The 18932-nt window shown below is 69.3% G+C and carries 17 protein-coding genes and 1 pseudogene; 10 read left to right on the top strand and 8 right to left on the bottom strand.

The features are described from left to right. The 4 genes and pseudogenes from TSB10P1A_RS22390 to rsmI all read right to left on the bottom strand — a co-directional run. A pseudogene (locus tag TSB10P1A_RS22390) lies at positions 1-280 on the bottom strand (hypothetical protein); the annotation flags it as partial. Between the two features lie 135 nt (positions 281-415). Next, a complete protein-coding gene (locus TSB10P1A_RS22395) occupies positions 416-817 on the bottom strand; it encodes a YraN family protein (RefSeq protein ID WP_186390189.1) in 402 nt (133 codons plus the stop codon). Further along, positions 814-987, bottom strand: a complete 174-nt coding sequence (locus TSB10P1A_RS22400) for a hypothetical protein (RefSeq protein WP_186390190.1) — start codon at positions 985-987, stop codon at positions 814-816. The genes TSB10P1A_RS22395 and TSB10P1A_RS22400 overlap by 4 nt, the downstream gene beginning before the upstream one ends. Before the next feature lie 83 nt (positions 988-1070). After that, positions 1071-1991 carry a 16S rRNA (cytidine(1402)-2'-O)-methyltransferase gene (gene rsmI, locus TSB10P1A_RS22405; protein ID WP_186390191.1) on the bottom strand — a complete coding sequence of 307 codons (921 nt, stop codon included), beginning with the start codon at positions 1989-1991 and terminating at the stop codon, positions 1071-1073. Between the two features lie 176 nt (positions 1992-2167). On the opposite strand from rsmI, the gene TSB10P1A_RS22410 reads away from it, so the two are divergent. The 4 genes from TSB10P1A_RS22410 (at position 2168) to cysK (ending at position 6341) form a co-directional block, all read left to right on the top strand. Next, complete coding sequence (locus tag TSB10P1A_RS22410) at positions 2168-3376, top strand: penicillin-binding protein activator (protein WP_244293214.1); 1209 nt, start codon at positions 2168-2170, stop codon at positions 3374-3376. Between the two features lie 47 nt (positions 3377-3423). Beyond that, complete coding sequence (gene coaBC / locus TSB10P1A_RS22415; RefSeq protein WP_186390192.1) at positions 3424-4650, top strand: bifunctional phosphopantothenoylcysteine decarboxylase/phosphopantothenate--cysteine ligase CoaBC; 1227 nt, start codon at positions 3424-3426, stop codon at positions 4648-4650. A 106-nt stretch (positions 4651-4756) separates the two neighbouring features. Continuing rightward, complete coding sequence (dut, locus tag TSB10P1A_RS22420) at positions 4757-5206, top strand: dUTP diphosphatase (protein WP_067224698.1); 450 nt, start codon at positions 4757-4759, stop codon at positions 5204-5206. 172 nt (positions 5207-5378) lie between these two features. Next, positions 5379-6341 (top strand): cysteine synthase A, encoded by a 963-nt coding sequence (gene cysK, locus TSB10P1A_RS22425; RefSeq protein WP_186390193.1) that lies wholly within the window; start codon positions 5379-5381, stop codon positions 6339-6341. 163 nt (positions 6342-6504) lie between these two features. Here cysK and maiA read toward each other — a convergent pair whose 3' ends face one another. Continuing rightward, complete coding sequence (gene maiA, locus TSB10P1A_RS22430) at positions 6505-7152, bottom strand: maleylacetoacetate isomerase (protein WP_244293215.1); 648 nt, start codon at positions 7150-7152, stop codon at positions 6505-6507. A 371-nt stretch (positions 7153-7523) separates the two neighbouring features. On the opposite strand from maiA, the gene TSB10P1A_RS22435 reads away from it, so the two are divergent. The 3 genes from TSB10P1A_RS22435 to TSB10P1A_RS22445 all read left to right on the top strand — a co-directional run bounded on the left by TSB10P1A_RS22435 (position 7524) and on the right by TSB10P1A_RS22445 (position 12545). Beyond that, complete coding sequence (locus TSB10P1A_RS22435; protein ID WP_186390195.1) at positions 7524-8879, top strand: NAD(P)-dependent oxidoreductase; 1356 nt, start codon at positions 7524-7526, stop codon at positions 8877-8879. 65 nt (positions 8880-8944) lie between these two features. Further along, the gene (preA, locus tag TSB10P1A_RS22440; protein WP_186390196.1) at positions 8945-10255 is read left to right on the top strand and encodes an NAD-dependent dihydropyrimidine dehydrogenase subunit PreA; all 1311 of its coding nucleotides are present in this window, start codon (positions 8945-8947) and stop codon (positions 10253-10255) included. A gap of 208 nt (positions 10256-10463) precedes the next feature. After that, the gene (locus TSB10P1A_RS22445) at positions 10464-12545 is read left to right on the top strand and encodes a methyl-accepting chemotaxis protein (RefSeq protein WP_186390197.1); all 2082 of its coding nucleotides are present in this window, start codon (positions 10464-10466) and stop codon (positions 12543-12545) included. Positions 12546-12713: 168 nt separating this feature from the next. Here TSB10P1A_RS22445 and TSB10P1A_RS22450 read toward each other — a convergent pair whose 3' ends face one another. From TSB10P1A_RS22450 to TSB10P1A_RS22460, 3 genes are all read right to left on the bottom strand, one after another. Continuing rightward, positions 12714-13529: a lytic transglycosylase domain-containing protein gene (locus TSB10P1A_RS22450; protein WP_186390198.1), complete on the bottom strand. Its 816-nt coding sequence runs from the start codon at positions 13527-13529 to the stop codon at positions 12714-12716. An 88-nt stretch (positions 13530-13617) separates the two neighbouring features. Beyond that, positions 13618-14334, bottom strand: coding sequence for an HTH-type transcriptional regulator RutR (gene rutR / locus TSB10P1A_RS22455; protein ID WP_244293216.1), 717 nt, complete (start codon positions 14332-14334; stop codon positions 13618-13620). Continuing rightward, positions 14331-15062, bottom strand: coding sequence for a TetR/AcrR family transcriptional regulator (locus TSB10P1A_RS22460; protein ID WP_186390199.1), 732 nt, complete (start codon positions 15060-15062; stop codon positions 14331-14333). The genes rutR and TSB10P1A_RS22460 overlap by 4 nt, the downstream gene beginning before the upstream one ends. A 423-nt stretch (positions 15063-15485) precedes the next feature. Here TSB10P1A_RS22460 and TSB10P1A_RS22465 point away from each other — a divergent pair, with 423 nt between their 5' ends. From TSB10P1A_RS22465 to TSB10P1A_RS22475, 3 genes are all read left to right on the top strand, one after another. Further along, entirely contained in the window at positions 15486-16997 is a 1512-nt protein-coding gene (locus TSB10P1A_RS22465; RefSeq protein ID WP_186390200.1) for a CoA-acylating methylmalonate-semialdehyde dehydrogenase, read from the top strand. A gap of 43 nt (positions 16998-17040) precedes the next feature. After that, positions 17041-18291 carry a Zn-dependent hydrolase gene (locus TSB10P1A_RS22470; protein WP_186390201.1) on the top strand — a complete coding sequence of 417 codons (1251 nt, stop codon included), beginning with the start codon at positions 17041-17043 and terminating at the stop codon, positions 18289-18291. Between the two features lie 260 nt (positions 18292-18551). Next, positions 18552-18839 carry a GIY-YIG nuclease family protein gene (locus TSB10P1A_RS22475; RefSeq protein WP_186390202.1) on the top strand — a complete coding sequence of 96 codons (288 nt, stop codon included), beginning with the start codon at positions 18552-18554 and terminating at the stop codon, positions 18837-18839. The last annotated feature ends 93 nt before the right edge of the window (positions 18840-18932 follow it).

The raw sequence follows: 18932 nt of genomic DNA on the forward strand, positions 1-18932 counted from the left end.
TCTCGGCAAGGTCGGTCAGTTTCCGCTCGCCGAGGGTGAAGTGGTTGCCCGGCTCGTCGCGCACGGTGACCGGCTCCAGCGCGGCGGTGACCGTGTCGCCGGTCATCGCCAGCCGGTCCGGCGTGTAATGGAAGAGCGCGTGGCCGCGCGCCTGCGCCTCAAGCATCATCGCGAAGGCGCTGTCGCCGGCGATGTTGATCGAGGAGATGTGGTCCATCTGGACCGCGACCTTGAGCCGGGGGGAGGCCTGGCCGGCGGTCGAAGGGGTGGAAGAGGTCATCGGAAGGTCTCCGGGGAAGGTCTCCGGCGCCGGATCGGCGCGCTGAACGACGGATGGAAAGGCGGGGCGGGCGCCCCGCGGTTGGGGACAGGATATGCGGCCCGCGCCGGGCTTTGTCCAGAGCGGCCCGGCCGCTCACGCTTCCGCGACGGTGAAGGCGTCGGCGACATGCACCGGCAGCGCCCAGGGGCAGACCAGCACCGCGTCGAAGCGCAGCGTCATGAGGCTGAGATCCTCGCGCCCGGCGCACCAGGTCCGGGCAGCAGCGGCGATCCGGCGCCGGGTCGCCGGGGTGATCGCGGCAAGCGCCGCGTCCCGGTCGGCGCGCGCCTTGACCTCGATGAAGGCGATTGTGTCGCCGCGCCGGGCGATGATGTCGATCTCGCCGCTGCCGGCACGAAAGCGCCGGGCGAGGATCCGCCAGCCCTTCGCCCGCAGATAGAGCGCGGCGAGCGTTTCGGCCCTGAGGCCGAGCCGATAGGCGCCGCGCCGGCGGCGGCGGGTGCCGCCCGGACCCTGCGCGCCGCCCGCACTCATGCGGAGGGCTGGAACATGGCGGCGAGGATCACCGCCAGCACCGTGACGAGAAAGCCGCCGACGGCGAGCTTCCAGGCATCGCGGCGGTGCTTCAGCCCCGGCCAGCCGAGCGGCTTGATCACCTGGATCGCGGCGACGGCGGCGAAGAACACCATGATGATCTTGGTCATGCGCGGCGCTCCGCAGGGTCGGGGTGACGAGGCTCAATCGCCCGAGTAGCACGGGCGGCACGGCAGGGCAAAGGAGCGGCGCGTCACTTCGCCTTGATCTCCAGGGCGCGGGCGTAAAGCTCCTTGCGGTCGAGGCCGGTGAGCTGCGCCACATGCTTGGCCGCGCCCGCCGCCTTCATGGTCTTCAGCGCCTCGGCGAGCAGCGCGTCGGCATCGCCCGCCTCGGCTTCAGGCCGCTCCGGCGGCGGGGCGATCACCACGACGAACTCGCCGCGCGCCGGGCCTTCCGCGAAATGGCGGGAAAGCTCCTCCAGCGTGCCGCGCTCGAAGGTCTCGAAGCGCTTGGTGATCTCGCGGGCGACCGCCGCCTCCCGCGCGCCGCCGAACACTTGCGCCATGTCGGCGAGCGAGGCGGCGATGCGGTGCGGGCTTTCGAAGAAGATCAGCGTTGCGGGAATGCGCGAGAGCTCCTCCAGCCGGGCAAGGCGCGGCCCGCCCTTCTGCGGCAGGAAGCCGGCGAAGCAGAACGTGTCCGACGGCAGGCCGGAGGCGACGAGGGCGGCGAGCGGCGCGCTGGCGCCGGGCACCGGGAAGACCTTGTGGCCGGCCTCGACCACCTCGCGCACCAGCCGGTAGCCGGGATCGGAGACGAGCGGCGTGCCGGCATCGGAGACCAGCGCGATGGCCTTTCCGGCCTCCAGCGCCGCCATCAGCCGCGGGCGGACCTTCTGGGCATTGTGCTCGTGATAGGCGGTGAGCGGCGTCTTCAGCCCGAAGCGCTGCATCAGGACCGCGGTGACGCGGGTGTCCTCGCAGGCGACGAGATCGGCGCCCGCCAGCACCTCCAGCCCGCGCACCGTCATGTCGCCGAGATTGCCGATCGGTGTCGCGACGATATAAAGGCCGCAGGCGAGCGAGGGCGCCGTCATGCGATGGGCGCCGATGAAGAAATCGCGGGAGGCCGGCTTCGGCGCTTCGCTCTGGTCCGGCTCGGTGGAGGACATGCGGTCGGCTTTCATGCGAACGGGAGCCCGCGCGGCGGGCTTTCGCCCGTTTTGGCAGGAAACGCCGGCAAGGCCAAGGCGGCGAGCGAGGATTTGCAGCCGGCGGGCGGGGCTGATAAGCATTTCCGGCGGATGCCTTGGGCAGGCGGGGCCGGGCAAACGGGAGATCGGGGACAGTGCTTGGAGGTCTGGACAAGATGATGCATGCGCGGCGATCCGTCCTTGCGCTCTCGCTCGGAGCTGCCCTGGCGCTTGCCGGCTGCAGCGGCTCGACCATGGGCGAATATCCGGGCTACCCCTCGACGCCGTCGGGTCCGCCCGCCCCGAGCGGCGAGACGCTCGGCCAGGGATCGGTGCGCGTTGCCATGCTGCTGCCGATGAGCGGCGGCGGCAATGCCTCCTCCATCGCCAGCGTGTTCCGCAACACCGCCGAACTGGCGCTGTCCGACTTCCAGGGCGCCGACGTGCAGATCCTGATCAAGGACAGCGGCGGCACGGCGCAGGGCGCCCAGGCCGCCGCCCAGGCGGCGATCGCGGAAGGGGCGGAACTGATTCTCGGGCCGGTCTTCGCGCCGGCGGTCGGCGGGGCGGGCGCGACCGCGCGCTCCTCCGGCATTCCGGTCGTCGCCTTTTCCAGCGACGAATCCGTCGCCTCGCGCGGCGTCTATCTGCTGAGCTTCCTGCCGCGCAGCGACGTGGCGCGGATCGTCTCCCACGCCTCGCGCCAGGGCAAGCGCTCCTTCGCCGCGCTCCTGCCCGACGACACCTATGGCGCGGTGGTCGAGGCCGCCTTCCGCCAGGAGGTCGGCCGGGCCGGCGGGCGCATCGTCTCCATCGAGCGCTACAGCCTGAGCGGCAACGACACCACCGACATCGCCGCCAAGGCCGGGCGGATCGCCGCCAACGCGGCGCAGATCGACGCGATCTTCGTGCCGGCCGGCAATGTCGCGCCCTTCGTCGCCCAGACCCTGTCGACCGGGGGCGTCAATCTCGGCCAGACCCGGCTGCTCGGCAGCGGCCAGTGGGAAACGCCGCAGGTGCTGAACGCGGCGCCGCTGACCGGCGCCTGGTATCCGGGTCCGGACGGGTCCGGCTTCCAGGCCTTCGCCTCGCGCTACCAGGCGCGCTATGGCAGCCAGCCGCCGCGCAACGCCTCGCTCGCCTATGACGCGACGATCCTCGCCGCCGGTCTCGTGCGCTCCGCCGGCCCGGCGCGGTTTTCCGAGCGGGTGCTGACCAATCGCGACGGGTTCCTCGGCATCGACGGCGTCTTCCGCTTCGACCGCGACGGGCGCAACGAGCGCGGCCTTGCGGTCTACGAGGTGACGGGCAGCGGCTCGCGGGTGATCGCGCCGGCACCGCGCGCCTTCGGCTCGGGAAGCTGACGGCGACAGCCCGCCGCCGTCCGTCATCCAGCCCGCGGGAGGGAGCCTTGAGCCTTACTGACACGCGCATCCTTCTCATCATCGGCGGCGGCATCGCCGCCTATAAGAGCCTCGACCTGATCCGCCGGTTGCGCGAGCGCGGGGCGAGCGTGCGGGTGGTGATGACCGAGGGCGCCTGCCGCTTCGTCACGCCGATGGCGGCCGGCGCGCTTGCCGGCGACAAGGTGTTCACCGATCTCTTCGACCGCGACGACGAGCACGATGTCGGCCATATCCGCCTGTCGCGCGAGGTCGATGCCATCGTCGTCGCGCCGGCGACCGCCGACCTGATGGCGAAGATGGTGGCCGGGCTTGCCGGCGATCTCGCCAGCGCCGTGCTGCTCGCCGCGAACAAGCCGGTATTGCTCGCCCCGGCGATGAACCCGGCGATGTGGGCAAGTCCCGCGACCCGCCGCAATGTCGGCCAGCTTGCCCGCGACGGGCTTGCCTTCGTCGGGCCGAATGCCGGCGAAATGGCCGAGAGCGGCGAGGCGGGCCTCGGCCGGATGGCCGAGCCGCTGGAGATCGTCGCCGCGCTGGAAGCCATGCTCGATCCGGTGCCGCAGGACCTTGCCGGCCGGCATGTGCTGATCACCTCCGGGCCGACGCATGAGCCGATCGACCCGGTGCGCTACATCGCCAACCGCTCCTCCGGCAAGCAGGGCCATGCCATCGCCGGCTGGATGGCGCGGCACGGCGCCCGCGTGACGCTGGTCAGCGGGCCGGTGACGCTGGCCGATCCGCCGGGCGTCGATGTGGTGAAGGTGGAGACCGCGCGGCAGATGCTGGCCGCCGTCGAGGCGGCGCTGCCGGCCGATGTCGCGGTGATGGCGGCGGCCGTCGCCGACTGGCGCAGCGACGGCGAGAGCGACCGCAAGATCAAGAAGGACGGCAGCGGCAAGGTGCCGGTGCTGGCGCTGACCGAAAACCCGGACATTCTCGCCACCATCGGCCGTCACCCGACCGCGCGCCCGCGCCTCGTCGTCGGCTTTGCCGCCGAGACCAACGACGTCGTCGACAACGCCCGCGGCAAGCTGCAGCGCAAGGGCGCGGACCTGATCGTCGCCAATGACGTGTCGCCGGAGACCGGCGTCATGGGGGGCGATGCCAACACCGTGCGGCTGGTCGGCCATGACGGCGTCACCGACTGGCCGACGCTGGCCAAGGACGAGGTGGCGCGCCGGCTGGTCGCCGAGATCGCCCGCCGGCTCGCCGCCACTCTCGGCCCGGCGTGAGGCGGCCCGGCGTGAAGCGGCCCGGCGTGAGGCAGCCGCCCTCCCGCAAGCCCGCCTTCAGCACCTTTCGCCAATTTTTCCCGCTTCCACACACGGATCCCAGCCCATGACCCTTCCCCTGCGCGTGCGCCGCCTTGCCCATGGCCTCGACCTGCCGCTGCCCTCCTACCAGAGCGAGGAGGCCGCCGGCATGGATCTTCTCGCCGCCGTCGAGGCGCCGCTGGTGATCGCGCCGGGCGCCCGCGCGCTGGTGCCGACCGGCATCGCCATCGCCCTGCCGCCGCATACGGAGGCGCAGGTGCGCCCGCGCTCCGGCCTTGCCGCCCGCCACGGCGTCACCGTGCTCAACACGCCCGGCACCATCGACCCGGACTATCGCGGCGAGGTGAAGGTGATCCTGATCAATCTCGGCGACGAGCCCTTCACCGTGGAGCGCGGCAGCCGCATCGCCCAGATGGTGGTGGCGCCGGTGGCGCGGGCCGAGCTGATCGAGGTCAACGAGTTGGACGAGACCCGGCGCGGCGAGGGTGGCTTCGGCTCGACCGGGCATCATTGATCCCGCATTGGGGTATTCTTTTTCAAAAGATCCGCCGATTTCGGATTGAAGTTCCAGGCTTGCGCGGTTTCCGGCGACGGCAGGGGCTCGTCAGGGCGGCGATGCCTGCCTAGATTGAGAGAGAATGACGCGCCGGGCCTTGCGCGATCCGGCGAGACCAAGGGAGTTCAGCATGAGCGACAAGAAGCCCGGCCGCGGCCGCATCTATGCCTCCATCACCGAAACCATCGGCGACACGCCGCTCGTGCGGCTCGACCGGCTGGCGCGCGAGGCCGGCGTCGAGGCGGAGATCCTCGCCAAGCTCGAATTCTTCAACCCGATTTCCAGCGTCAAGGACCGCATCGGCGTGTCGATGATCGAGGCGCTGGAGGCCGAGGGCAAGATCGTCCCCGGCAAGACCACCCTTGTCGAGCCGACCTCCGGCAATACCGGCATTGCGCTTGCCTTCGTCGCCGCCGCCAAGGGCTACCGCCTGATCCTGGTGATGCCGGAGACCATGTCGATCGAGCGGCGCAAGATGCTGAAGCTGCTCGGCGCCGAGCTGGAGCTGACCGAGGGTCCGAAGGGCATGAAGGGCGCCATCGCCCGTGCCGAGGAACTGGTCCAGGAGATCGACGGCGCGCTGATGCCGCAGCAGTTCGAGAACCCGGCCAACCCGGCGATCCACCGCCGCACCACCGCCGAGGAGATCTGGAACGACACCGACGGCACGGTCGACGTGTTCGTCTCCGGCATCGGCACCGGCGGCACGATCACCGGCGTCAGCGACGTGCTGAAGGCGCGCAAGCCCGACCTGCATGTGGTCGCGGTCGAGCCGGCCGACAGCCCGATCCTGTCCGGCGGCACGCCCGGCCCGCACAAGATCCAGGGCATCGGCGCCGGCTTCGTGCCCGGCATCCTCGACACGGCGGCCTATGACGAGGTCGTCACCGTGAGCAATGACGAGGCCTTCGAGATGGCGCGCAAGGTCGCGCGGCTCGAGGGCCTGCCGGTCGGCATCTCCTCCGGCGCCGCGCTGACGGCGGCGCTCAAGGTCGGCGCGCGGGCAGAGATGAAGGGCAAGCGCATCGTCGTGATCATCCCCTCCTTCGCCGAGCGCTACCTGTCGACGGCGCTGTTCGAGGGGCTGGAGTAAGGGTCACCGCCTGTCGGAAGCGGGCCCCGTAGGCCCTCGGCTCGCCGATCCCGGATCGGCGCTGCGCGCCGTCCGGGAGGACGCCAGGAAGGGGTGGGCGCGTGGGGTGCGCGGATGGACGGCCCTGCGGGGCCGGGCGTCTGCGCCCCCAACACGCCCCGCCTCAGGCGGGGGCGCCGATGCGGTCCGGATGGGCGGCGGCGAAGGGCTCCAGCGCGTTGCAGGCCGCATCGATCGAAACCAGCCTCGGCAGGGCGGCAAGGTCGACGCCCCAGCGGCGGGCATTGTAGATCTGCGGCACCAGGCATAGGTCCGCGAGCGTCGGCGTGTCGCCGTGGCAGAAGCGCCCGGTGCGCGGATCGTCGAGCATGCGCTCCAGCGCCGAGAGCCCCTTGCCGATGAAGGTGCGCATCCAGGCGGCCTTGGTCTCGTCGCCGCCGCCGGTGAGTTCGGCGACGTGAGTGGCGACCGACAGGTTGCAGACCGGATGGATCTCCATGGCGATGGCATGCGACAGGGCGCGCACCCGGTGGCGGCCAAGGGCATCGCCCGGCAGCAGGGTCGAGGCCGGCTGGCGGGTTTCGTGCAGATATTCGATGATTGCGAGCGACTGGGTCAGCACCTCGCCGTCGATCTCCAGCGTCGGCACCAGCCCTTGCGGATTGCGGGCAAGGTTCTCCGCCGCCCGGTGGGCGCCGGTGAGCAGGTTCACCGGGGCCGCCCGATAGGCGATGCCGAGCAGGTTGAGAGCGATGCGCACGCGGTAGCTTGCGGACGAACGCCAGTAGTCGTGAAGGACGGGGTGCGTCACCGATCTCTCTCCCGTGAAGGTTTCTCTGCCGCCGGGCGGCCTGTTCCCCCGCATATCGCATGGCCGCCGCCGCCGGCCAAGTGCTGCCGGGATCGGCCGGAGATGGACGCCGCACAAAAAATTTGACTATTTGGTCAAAATTCGGCCCAATGACCCCGGACGCGCTCCCAACCAACGAGGCGCGCGCCATTGAGATCTTCTTGGCAGATCTGCCGAGGAGATCTGCCAAGCAAATCGCCAGAGCCGGCGCAGGCCGACAGCGGGACCCCCTTCCGGTCCCGGTCCGACGACGAAACGGATCGCCTGCGCTCCAGAGGAGAACATCGACGCCGGACCCGCGGCAGCGGCCCGGCGCTATCGGAGGTGCAGCCATGGCTGATGCACTCGTGACCCCCGACATTCGCGCGGGGCGCCTGACGGCCGACGACTACCTGGAGAATTTCGAGGACCTGCATCCGCCGCTCGGCGTCCATGAGGCGCGGGTCGAGGCGGATCGCTGCTATTTCTGCTACGACGCGCCCTGCACGATCGCCTGTCCGACCTCGATCGACATTCCGAAATTCATCCGCCAGATCGCCACCGGCAATCCGCTCGGCTCGGCCAAGACGATCTTCGAGCAGAACATTCTCGGCGGCATGTGCGCCCGCGTCTGTCCGACGGAAACGCTGTGCGAGGAGGCCTGCGTGCGCAACCTCGCCGAGGACCGGCCCGTGTCCATCGGCCTGCTGCAGCGCCATGCGACGGACACGTTCCTCGCACGCGGGGCAGCGCATCCTTACGAGCGTGCAGCGCCCACGGGCAAGCGCGTCGCCGTCGTCGGCGGCGGCCCGGCCGGGCTTTCCTGTGCCCATGCCCTGGCGCGCCAGGGCCATGACGTGACGATCTTCGAGGCCCGTCCCAAGCTCGGCGGCCTCAACGAATACGGCATCGCCGCCTACAAGACGACGCAGGATTTCGCCCAGGCGGAGGTCGACTTCGTCCTTTCGATCGGCGGCATCACCGTGGAGTGTAACAAGGCGCTCGGCCGCGACGTCACGCTGGAGGGCCTGCGCCGCGACTTCGACGCGGTGTTCCTCGGCATGGGGCTCGGCGGCGTCAATGCGCTGAAGACCGAGGGCGAGGATCTGGCCGGCGTCATCGACGCGGTCGCCTATATCGCCGAGCTGCGCCAGGCGCAGGACCTCTCCGCCCTGCCGGTCGGCCGCAAGGTCGTGGTGATCGGCGGCGGCATGACCGCCATCGACATCGCCGTGCAGATCAAGCGCCTCGGCGCCGAGGAGGTGACCATCGCCTATCGCCGCGACCGCGAGGCGATGAAGGCCAGCGCCTATGAGCAGGAGATCGCCCTGACCAACGGGGTGGTGATCCGCGAGTGTCTGGCGCCGCGCCGGCTGATCGGCGAGGGCGGCCATGTGCGGGCCATCGAGCTGGAGCGGATGCTGCCCGACAGCGCCGGCCGGCTGACGGGAACCGGCGAGACGGTCACGCTGGAAGCGGACCAGGTGTTCAAGGCGATCGGCCAGACCTTCGTGCCGGACGCGCTGGGCGGCGGCGAGGCGCTGGAGCTCGACGGCGGCCGGATCGGCGTCGATGCCGACCGCCGCACCTCGCTTGCCGGCGTGTGGGCCGGCGGCGATTGCGTCGCCGGCGGCGAGGACCTGACGGTCGCCTCGGTCGAGGACGGCAAGATCGCCGCGGCCTCGATCCATGCGGCGCTGACCGCCTGAGCGCGGCAGGACCCCTGGCAACCCCGTACCTTTCACTCCCGAACATCCGTGGGGAGGATTCTCAGATGGCCGATCTTCGCAGCAATTTTCTCGGCATCAAGTCGCCGAACCCGTTCTGGCTGGCCTCCGCGCCGCCGACCGACAAGGAATACAACGTCGTCCGCGCCTTCAAGGCGGGCTGGGGCGGCGTCGTCTGGAAGACGCTGGGCGAGGACCCGGCGGTGGTCAATGTCAACGGCCCGCGCTACGGCGCGATCCACGGGCCGGACCGCTCGCTCATCGGGTTCAACAATATCGAGCTGATCACCGACCGCCCGCTGGAGGTGAACCTGCGCGAGATCAAGCAGGTCAAGCGCGACTGGCCCGACCGGGCGCTGGTCGTCTCGCTGATGGTGCCCTGCGAGGAGCGGAACTGGATCGATATCCTCAAGCGCGTCGAGGAGACGGAAGCCGACGGCGTCGAGCTGAACTTCGGCTGTCCGCACGGCATGTCGGAGCGCGGCATGGGCTCGGCCGTCGGCCAGGTGCCCGAATATATCGAGATGGTGACGCGCTGGTGCAAGCAGCACACGCGCATGCCGGTGATCGTCAAGCTGACGCCGAACATCACCGACATCCGCAACCCGGCCCGCGCCGCCCATGCGGGCGGGGCGGATGCCGTGTCCCTGATCAACACGATCAACTCCATCGTCTCGGTCGATCTCGATCAGATGGCCCCCTATCCGACCATCGACGGACAGGGCGCCCATGGCGGCTATTGCGGCCCGGCGGTGAAGCCGATCGCCCTCAACATGGTCGCCGAGATCGCCCGCGATCCGCAGACGCACGGCCTGCCGATCTCCGGCATCGGCGGCGTGACGACGTGGCGGGACGCGGCCGAGTTCATGGCGCTGGGCGCCGGCACGGTGCAGGTCTGCACCGCGGCGATGACCTATGGCTTCCGCATCGTCGAGGACCTGATCGACGGCCTGTCCGACTGGATGGACGAGAAGGGCTACACCTCGATCGACCAGGTGGTCGGGCGGGCGGTGCCCAAGGTCACCGACTGGCAGCGGCTCAACCTCAACTATGTGGTCAAGGCGCGCATCGACCAGGACGCCTGCATCAAGTGCGGCCGCTGCCACATCGCCTGCGAGGACACCTCGCACCAGGCGATCACCGCGATGAAGGACGGCTTGCGCCATTTCGAGGTGATCGACGAGGAATGCGTCGGCTGCAACCTGTGCGTCTCGGTCTGTCCGGTCGAGGACTGCATCACCCTGGAGCAGATCACCGAGGGCAGCGACCCGCGCACCGGCAAGCCGATCAACCCGAACTACGCCAACTGGACGACCCATCCCAACAACCCGAACCGGGTGGCGGAAGCGGCCGAGTGATCGAAGGGAGCCTGTCGGCGGCGCGGTAACGGTCGCCGCCAACGGGCACCAACTGCGAGGCCGGGTCCGTCCGCGCGGCGGGCCCGGTTTTGTCGTTTCCGGCGCGGCGCTGGTTCGCAGGTTCCCCTGCGTTAACCCGATCTTGGCAGTTTGCGGCGATCAATCGCTCGGGGAGACGGGAGACCACGCCTGGAGGTCCGGCGAACTTATGACCAAGATCAGCGTATCCACCATTCTGCGCGCCTCGTTCCTGGGGTTCACGCTGGCGATCGGGGTGTTGCTCGCCCTGTCGGCCCGGTCGGCCTGGACGGAGTTCCAGACCGCCCGTCAGGTGCAGGACATCGCGCGGATCGCGGCGCCGCTGCTCGATACCCTGCTGTATCTGCGCCTCGACCGCGGCAACAGCTTCCGCGACCTGAAGGCGGATGTGGTCGGCCTGACGGAGCGCACGCGCGAGTTGCGCCTTGCCGGCCGCTCGGCGGCCGAGCGGGTGGTGAGCGCCATCGAACAGTCCTCGATCAGCGACCGCGACGCCCGGCTGGCGGAATTCACCGGCGCGCGCGACCGGCTTTTCGCGCTGATGCAGGAGGTCGACGCCGCGCTGGAGCAGACGGATGCGGCCCGGCGCGGCGCGGTGGCCGAGCGCTGGCGCGATGAGCTGACCAGCCAGATCAACGCCAATTTCGCCTTCGCCGGCGAGCTCGGCACCCGCGTCCAGTACAAGGATCCGGTCGTCGACGCGCTGCTTGCGGCCCAGTCCGCCGCCCTGGATGCGCGCAGCACGGCGGGCGAGGCCTCGCTTCTCGTCTCCAACGCGACCTCCGGCGTCGCGCTGCCGGACGATGCCACGCGCAGGTTCTACGGGTCCACGGCCTCCGCGCTGGCGTCGCTGAAGATGGCCCGGTCGCTGCTCGGCGACCTGCCGCTGTCGCCAGGGCTCGCCAAGGCCTTCACCGATACGGATGCGATCTACAATGCCGGCTTCCGCGAGCTGAGCGAGCGCCAGTTCCTGGCCCTGCAGGCCGGCACCACCCCGCCGCTCGCCCTGCCCGAGTGGATGGCCGCGACGCTGCCCACGCTCGACGCCATCGCCTCCATCGCCATCGAGGCGCTGGCCCAGGCCGAGGTCGCGGCGGCGGAAACCGCCGCTGCCGCCGAGGCGCATGTCTATCGGCAGCTCGGCTTTCTCGGCATCGGCTTGGTGCTGGCCGCGCTGCTGCTGTTCCTGGTCGGCCGCCGGGTGACCGGGCCGCTCGGCGTGGTGACCGAGCGCATGCGGCTGCTGGCGGACGGCCAGCTCGACACGCAGGCGCCCTTCGTCGACCGGCAGGACGAGATCGGCGCGCTTGGCCGGGCGCTCGCCCTGTTCCGCGAGAACGCGCTGGAAACCGAGCGGCTGCGCCAGCGCGAGGCGGAGAAGGAGCGCGATGCCGCCGAGACGCGGCGGGCCGACATGATGCGCCTGGCCGACAGTTTCGACGAGGCGGTCGGCTCGTCGGTGAGCGCCCTGACCCAGGCGGCCGAGCGGCTGAAGAGTACCGCGTCGGGCCTGTCGAGCGTCGCCGAACGCACCTCGGGGCAGGCGATCGCCGTTGCGGCGGCCTCCGAACAGGCCTCCGCCAATGTCGCCTCCGTCGCCGGCGCGACTGAGGAACTGTCGTCCTCGGTGACGGAAATCCGCAGCCAGGCCGGCCGCTCGAGCGAGATCGCCGAGACGGCGGTGGCCGAGGTGGAAGAGACCAACAAGCAGGTGGCGGGGCTCGCCGCCGCCGCCGAGCGCGTCGGCTCGATCGTCATCATGATCGAGGACGTCGCGGCCAAGACCAACCTTCTGGCGCTCAACGCCACCATCGAGGCGGCGCGGGCGGGCGAAGCCGGCAAGGGCTTCGCCGTCGTCGCCGGCGAGGTCAAGCAACTGGCCGACCAGACCGCCAGGGCGACCTCCGACATCAGCAGGCAGATCGCCGACATGCAGGCGGCCTCGCTCGGCGCGGCCGAGGCGATCAAGGCGATCGGCGAGACGATCCGCCGGATGAGCGACATCTCGTCCGAGATCTTCGACTCGGTCGGCAGCCAGGGCCAGGCGACGGTGGAGATCGCGCGCAATGTCGCCGAGGCCTCCACAGGCACGGCCGACGTCTCGCGCAACATCTCCGGGGTCACCGCCGCGGCCTCCGACGCCAGCGAGGCGGCAAGCGAGGTGCTGGCGGCGGCCTCGCAACTGTCCGACCAGTCGGCGGCGCTGTCACGGCAGATCGAGAGTTTTCTCGGTCACGTGCGGGCGGCTTGACCGCCCGCAGAAAAACCAAGCTAGCGGGCGGCGTGACCGCCCGCGGAAGGGGTTCTAGAGCATATTCCGTTCAGATCGAACCGATCTGAACGACAAGAATATGCTCAAGGTATTGAATTTGGAGCGATTTCTTATCGATCAGGTGATTCCACCTGATCGGAAAGCGCTCTAGCGGCGCAGCTCGCTCGCCATATGGGCGATGGTGCGGCGATAGACCTCCGCCCGGTTCCAGTCGCGCAGCACCCCGTAATTGTGGCTGCCCGGCGCCCAGTCGCCGCCGGGCTTCCAGCCGTGCTGGCGCAGGAAATTGGCGGTCGAGGCAAAGACGTCCGCATGGCTGTGGATCAGGTTCGGCCGGCCGTCGCCGTCGAAATCGACCGCAAAGCGCTCGTAGCTGGAGGCGAGGAACTGGGTCTGGCCGATCTCGCCGGCCCAGGCGCCCTTCATCTCGGAAATCCGCATGAAGCCGCGGTCGGCGATCCTGAGCGCGCTCATCAGCTCTTTGGTGAAGAACTCGGAGCGGCGGCAGTCATAGGCGAGCGCCGAGAGCGAGGAGAAGATCGGGATGTCGCCCATGAAGCCGCCGAAGCCCGATTCCAGCCCCCAGATCGCGACGATGATCTCCTTCGGCACGCCATAGCTGCGCTCGACCCGGTCGAGCAGCACGGCGTGCTGCTGCAGCCGCCGCTTGCCCATGGCGATGGTCGAGGGCGGCGCGCGGCGGGCGAGGAATTCCTCGAAGGACAGTTTGAAGGATTTCTGGTTGCGGTCGAGCCGGATCACCCGGCTGTTATAGGTCATGCCGCCGAGCGCCGCCTCCACCGTGCGGCTGGAAATGCCGGCGGCCACCGCCTCGCGCTTGAAGCTGGCGAGCCAGGCCGGGAAGCCGGCGGCGTTGTTGCCGCATTTGGCGGCGAGCGCCGGGCCGGCCAGCGTCAGCGGGGCAAAGAGCAGAAGGGCGGCGAAAACGAGGGCCTTGCGCATGCGGTCTCCCGGTCGGGTCGCAGGGTCGATCGGGGACGGCGACGCACGTCCCTTGCAAAAAAGCAGGATACAGGCGGTAAGGGCAAGATCAAGGCGAACCGGGCCGAGGCAGCAGCCCGCCGAAGATCAGGTCGGTCAACGCCTGCAGCGCCTGGCGGCGGAACGCCTCGTCATGGACGCCGGTGCCGGTGATCGCCTCGATCTGCGGCGCGAAGTCGGCATAGGTCTGGGTCGTCGCCCAGATCAGGAAGATGAGGTGGGTGGGATCGACCGGCCGGATGCGGCCGCGCTCCGCCCAGTGGCGCAGCACCTGCGACTTCTCGTCGACCAGCGCCTTCAGCGGTCCTGCCAGCACGTCGCGGATCACCGGCGCGCCCTGCAGCATCTCGTTGGCGAAGAGGCGTGAGGCCTGCGGATAGTCGGCGGAAAATTGCAGCTTCTGCTCGATATAGGCGGTGAGTTCCTTGCGCGGGTCGCCATCCGGATCGAGCGTGCGCAAGGGCGCCAGCCAGCGGTCGAGCAGGTCGGCGAGCACCGCCTTGTAGATCTCCGACTTGGAGCCGAAATAATAGAGCAGGTTCGACTTCGACATGCCCGCGTCCTCGGCGATCTGGTCGACGCGGGCGCCGCGATAGCCGAAGCGCGAGAAGGTGCCGAGCGCCGCCTCCAGGATGCGGGCGCGGTTCTTCTCCTGGATGCGGGTGCGCGGGGCGCCGTCGCTTTCGGGCTCGGTGCCTGCGTCCGGTATCCGGCCTGCCTCCATCTGCTGCTGTCCTTCGCTGTCGGGCGCCATTGCGGCGGTCATCGGGCCGCGCCGTTGCGGGCGGCAGCATCGCGCGGCGGCCCGGCGGCGGCAAGCCCGGCCGGGGGGACAGCGCCGATGCCGGCGAGGATGATGCCGGTCACCGTGCGCTTGGCCTCCTCGAACTGGGCATCGGAGAGCGGCCGGCCGCCGTTCAGCGTGTCGATCTGGTGGTTGAAGTCGGCATAGTGCTGGGTCGTCGCCCAGATCATGTAGAGCAGATATTGCGGGTCGATCGGCGCAATCCGGCCGCTGGCGATCCAGCGCTCGATCACCGCGACGCGGGAGGCGGTCCACTCGCGCAAGGTGGTCTCCAGATAGTCCTGGATCACCGGCGCCTTGTGCAGGATCTCGTTGGCCCAGACCTTGGAGCCCATCGGATGGGCGCGCGAGATGTCCATCTTCTTGGCGATGTAGCTGGTCAGCGCCTCGACCGGATCGTCGCTCTCGTCGAAGGAGTTCGCCGCCTCCAGCCAGATGTTGAAGATATGCTCGACCACCCGCCGGTAGAGCACTTCCTTGGTCGGGAAATAATAGTGCAGGTTGGCCTTGGGGATGCCGGCCCGGTCGGCGATCATGCCGGTGGTGGCGCCGCGAAAGCCGCTCTGCGCGAAGACCTCCTCGGCCGCCTTGAGGATGACGCGCTCGTTCTCCGCCCGGATCGCGCTCTTCTGCGTCCTGTCCGGTATTCGGGCCTGCGCCCTGCCTTTTAACCTGTCCGTGCCGCTCATCTCTCCGGGCCGTCCGCTGCGGTGAGTGCCAATTCGGCAGGCGAGCCGAAAAAATGATCTTGACCGGATGGTCAAGCCTTCCTACGCTCGATTTGACCATTTGGTCAGGTTTTTCCGCCTGGCGCAATGGCAAAGACGCGACTGACCAAGCGACTGGCAACCCGGCGGGCACAACAGACCGGGGCCGCGCACCTTTCAGATTTCGGCCGGAGCGCGAGGACGCGAAGGCCGCCCGGATGGCCGAACCATCCGGAACGGGGAATGGCCGGCGGCGCGACCAGCGCTGCCCGATGCCGGAGAGGCATCGAGGGAGAGGACAGGAGAGGCCGGCGCGCGTGCGTGGCTTCCCGCCGATCCCGGCCGCGATCGCAGACGCACGAGGGCGCCCGGAACCGCATGTCGCGCCGGGCGAGCGGAGGGAACATGCCGAAGTCCGGCCTTGCCAACATCGAGAACGCCATCGGCGGGGCGCGTGTCGTCTCCCGCTCGACGAGGACGCAAGCGGTGTTCAACCCGGCGACGGGCGAACAGACCGCGGTCCTGCCGCTGTCGAGCGCGGCCGAGGTCGGCGAGGCGATCGCCGCGGCCAAGGCCGCCTTCCCGGCCTGGCGCGACACGCCGCCCTTGAAGCGCGCGCGCATGATGTTCCGTTTCAAGGAACTGCTCTCCGCCCATGCCGACGACATCGCAAGGGCGATCTCGGCCGAACACGGCAAGACCCATGACGATGCCTTGGGCGAAGTGGCGCGCGGCATCGAGGTGGTGGAATTCGCCTGCGGCATCCCGCATCTCTTGAAGGGCGAGTTCGCCCGCAATGTCGGCCCGGCCATCGACAGCCATTCCGACCGCCAGCCGCTCGGCGTCGTCGCCGGCATCACCCCGTTCAACTTCCCGGCGATGGTGCCGCTGTGGATGTATCCGATCGCGGTTGCCTGCGGGAACACCTTCGTGCTGAAGCCGTCCGAGCGCGACCCTTCCGCCGTCATGGCGGTCTATGACCTGTTCCACCAGGCCGGCTTCCCGGACGGGGTGCTCAATGTCGTGCATGGCGACAAGGAGGCGGTCGACGTGCTGCTGACCCATCCGGACGTCAAGGCGGTGTCCTTCGTCGGCTCCACGCCGATTGCCGAATATGTCTATGCGACCGGCACCGCGCATGGAAAGCGGGTGCAGGCGCTGGGCGGCGCCAAGAACCACATGATCGTCATGCCGGATGCCGACATGGACCAGGCCGCCGATGCGCTGATGGGCGCCGGCTACGGCTCGGCCGGCGAGCGCTGCATGGCGATCTCCGTCGCCGTTCCCATCGGCGAGGAGACCGCCGACCGGCTGGTGGAAAAGCTCGTCCCCCGCGTGCAGGCGCTGAAGATCGGCCCGGCGACCGACCGCGAGGCGGAGATGGGCCCGCTGGTCACCGAGGCGCATATGCGCAAGGTGCTCGGCTACATCGACCAGGGCGTCAAGGAAGGCGCCGAGCTGCTGGTCGACGGGCGCGGCTTCTCGCTGCAGGGCTACGAGAACGGCTATTTCGTCGGCGGCACCCTGTTCGACCGGGTGACCCGCGACATGACGATCTACCGCGAGGAGATCTTCGGTCCCGTCCTGTCGGTGGTGCGCGCCAAGGGCTACGACGAGGCGCTGTCGCTGATCAACGAGCACGAATACGGCAACGGCACCGCGATCTTCACCCGCGACGGCGATGCCGCGCGCGCCTTCGCCGACCGGATCGAGGTGGGCATGGTCGGCATCAACGTGCCGATCCCGGTGCCGGTCGCCTATTTCTCCTTCGGCGGCTGGAAGCGCTCGCTGTTCGGCGACCATTCGATCTACGGCATGGAAGGCGTGCGCTTCAACACGCGCCTGAAGACGGTGACGACGCGCTGGCCGGCCGGTATCAAGGACGGCGCCGTCTATACCTTTCCCAACATGGAGTGAGGCCGGCGCCGCCGGCTGAGGATCGACCGAGGGAGTGACCTGAATGACCGCACCGGGCAAGAACCTGCGCATCGACGCCGACCGCCTGTGGGACGCCCTGATGGAGATGGCGAAGATCGGTCCGGGCGTTGCCGGCGGCAACAACCGCCAGACGCTGACCGATGCCGACAACGAGGGGCGCAAGCTGTTCCAGGCCTGGTGCGAGGCGGCCGGGATGAGCATGGGCGTCGACACCATGGGCAACATGTTCATGACGCGGCCGGGCACCGATCCGGACGCCCTGCCGGTCTATGTCGGCTCGCATCTCGACACCCAGCCGACGGGCGGCAAATATGACGGCGTGCTCGGCGTGCTCGGCGGCCTGGAACTGGTGCGCACCCTCAACGACCTCAACATCCGCACGAAGCGGCCCATCGTCGTCGCCAACTGGACCAACGAGGAGGGCACGCGGTTTGCCCCCGCCATGCTGGCCTCCGGCGTCTTTGCCGGGGTGCACGACCTCGACTGGGCCTATGCGCGCAAGGACGCGGACGGCAAGACGGTCGGCGAGGAGCTGAAGCGCATCGGCTGGGTCGGCGAGGAAGCGGTCGGCGCGCGCAAGATGCACGCGATGTTCGAACTGCATATCGAGCAGGGGCCGATCCTGGAGGCCGAGGGCAAGGATATCGGCGTCGTCACCCACGGCCAGGGCCTGTGGTGGCTGGAAGTGACGGTGACCGGCAAGGACAGCCATACCGGCTCGACGCCGATGCCGATGCGCCGCAATGCCGGCCTCGGCATGGCGCGGATGACCGAGCTGGTGCACGAGATCGCGATGCGGCACCAGCCGCGCGCGGTCGGCGCCATCGGCCATTGCGACGTCTATCCCAACTCGCGCAACGTCATTCCCGGCAAGGTGGTGTTCACCGTCGACTTCCGCTCGCCCGACCGGCAGACGCTGGACGCGATGAAGGCGGAGTTCGAGGCGCGGGCGCCGAAGATCGCCGAGGATCTGGGCTTGATGGCGACGATCGAGGCGGTCGGCCATTTCGATCCCGTGACCTTCGACGAGACCTGCGTCAAGGCCGTGCGCAATGCCGCCGAAAAGCTCGGCTACAGCCACATGGACATCATCTCCGGCGCCGGTCACGATGCCTGCTGGGTCAACAAGGTCGCCCCGACGGCGATGATCATGTGCCCCTGCGTCGACGGGCTGTCGCACAACGAGGCCGAGGAGATTACCAGGGACTGGGCGCGGGCCGGCGCCGACGTGCTGCTGCATGCGGTGCTGGAAGCGGCGGAGATCGTGGAGTGAGCGCTGGCGCGCGTGGTGATGGCGCGCGCGCCGGACAGGTTTGTGGCTCTCCGGTCCCGGGTCGCGGCTTCGCCTTGCCCGGGATGACGCCGGAGAGGGGAGTGTGAAGGGCGGGGTTGAGGTTTGGCGCTGCCTTGCCTGTGAGGGCGATGGAGACGATGGAGCGGCAGGCGGGGCGTGAGACTGGGGTACTGCCTCTCCGCGTCATCCCGGACGAGCGTCAGCGAGATCCGGGATCGGCGAGCCGGGGAGGGTGATGGGTGGCGTCATGGGTCTACATCATGGCCTCGCGGCCATACGAGACCCTCTACACCGGCGTGACGACGGATCTTGCGAGACGGGCGTATGAGCATCGCAACGACCTCGTTCCCGGCTTTACCACGCGCTACGGCGTGAAGGCGCTGGTCTGGTACGAAGAGTACGACGACATCGAAAATGCCATTCGCAGGGAGAAGCAGATCAAGCGATGGCACCGAAAATGGAAGTTCGAGCTGATCGAGACGATGAATCCGGAATGGGCCGACCTGTATGAGACGATGAACCGATAGTTTGTGGCTCTCCGGTCCCGGGTCGCGGCTTCGCCTTGCCCGGGATGACGCCGGAGGGGGGCGCGAGCAGCACGCGGGTGAGTTGTCAGGAAA

Origin of the sequence: Stappia sp. TSB10P1A (assembly GCF_900185725.1) — a bacterium.
GTDB lineage: Bacteria > Pseudomonadota > Alphaproteobacteria > Rhizobiales > Stappiaceae > Stappia.